General features: G+C 50.7%; 1 protein-coding gene and 1 pseudogene. Both read right to left on the bottom strand.

The window, feature by feature from the left end; all coding sequences use genetic code 11:
* A partial coding sequence (locus B5F88_RS19930; RefSeq protein WP_204246296.1) for a recombinase family protein occupies positions 1 to 331 on the bottom strand: 331 nt, incomplete at its 3' end.
* A gap of 3 nt (positions 332 to 334) precedes the next feature.
* Positions 335 to 667 (bottom strand): annotated as a pseudogene (locus B5F88_RS19935) (recombinase family protein); the annotation flags it as partial.

Genomic DNA, 667 nt, shown 5'->3' on the forward strand with positions numbered 1-667 from the left:
ATTCCGTCCGGCGTGGAAACTTCCCACTTGTCTTTTCTGAGATCTTTTCCTGCACTTGCTGGAAGGTATCTTGGTCAATAATGGGTGGGTATCCATTTTCCCCGGCATAGCGAGAGTTTTCCAGCATTCGCTTGATTTTGTGCTTGTTCCACAGCGGCGATTCCTGAGAGAACGGGATGTTGTCCGCATTCATCCGGTCTGCCAGTGCCTGATAGGATAACCCGGCCAGATAGGTGGTAAATATATTTTGAACAGTGAGTCGTTCCTCCTCCTGGATAACCAGATCGCCGTGTATGATCTGGTAGCCATACAATATCTTCCGATTTGCCATTGCCTACGCCTCCAGCGTCTCTTGGAATTCAAATCCGCCATATAGTTGAAAGCGGATGGTGCTCTGGGTATCTACAACGATTCGCTCCACCAGCTTGGTGAACAGGATTTCGTCAAAGCTGGACAGAGTCTCTGGTCCGTTCCGGATGGTATCAATCGTCAGGCGAATTGCATCGACCTGCTCATCAATATCCTCATTGCAAAGCAGCTTTCGCCTCTCCCGTCGTAGTTCTGTCAGCTTGGCGTTGAGTTCCGCCTGCTTTGCGGATAAGGCAGCCTTGTCCAGGAGACCTGCCGTGTGCAGCTTTGTGAGGTGATAACTCTGCTCGGATGCCGT

The sequence above is a fragment of the Flavonifractor sp. An306 genome (assembly GCF_002159455.1).
Taxonomy (GTDB): domain Bacteria; phylum Bacillota; class Clostridia; order Oscillospirales; family Oscillospiraceae; genus Flavonifractor.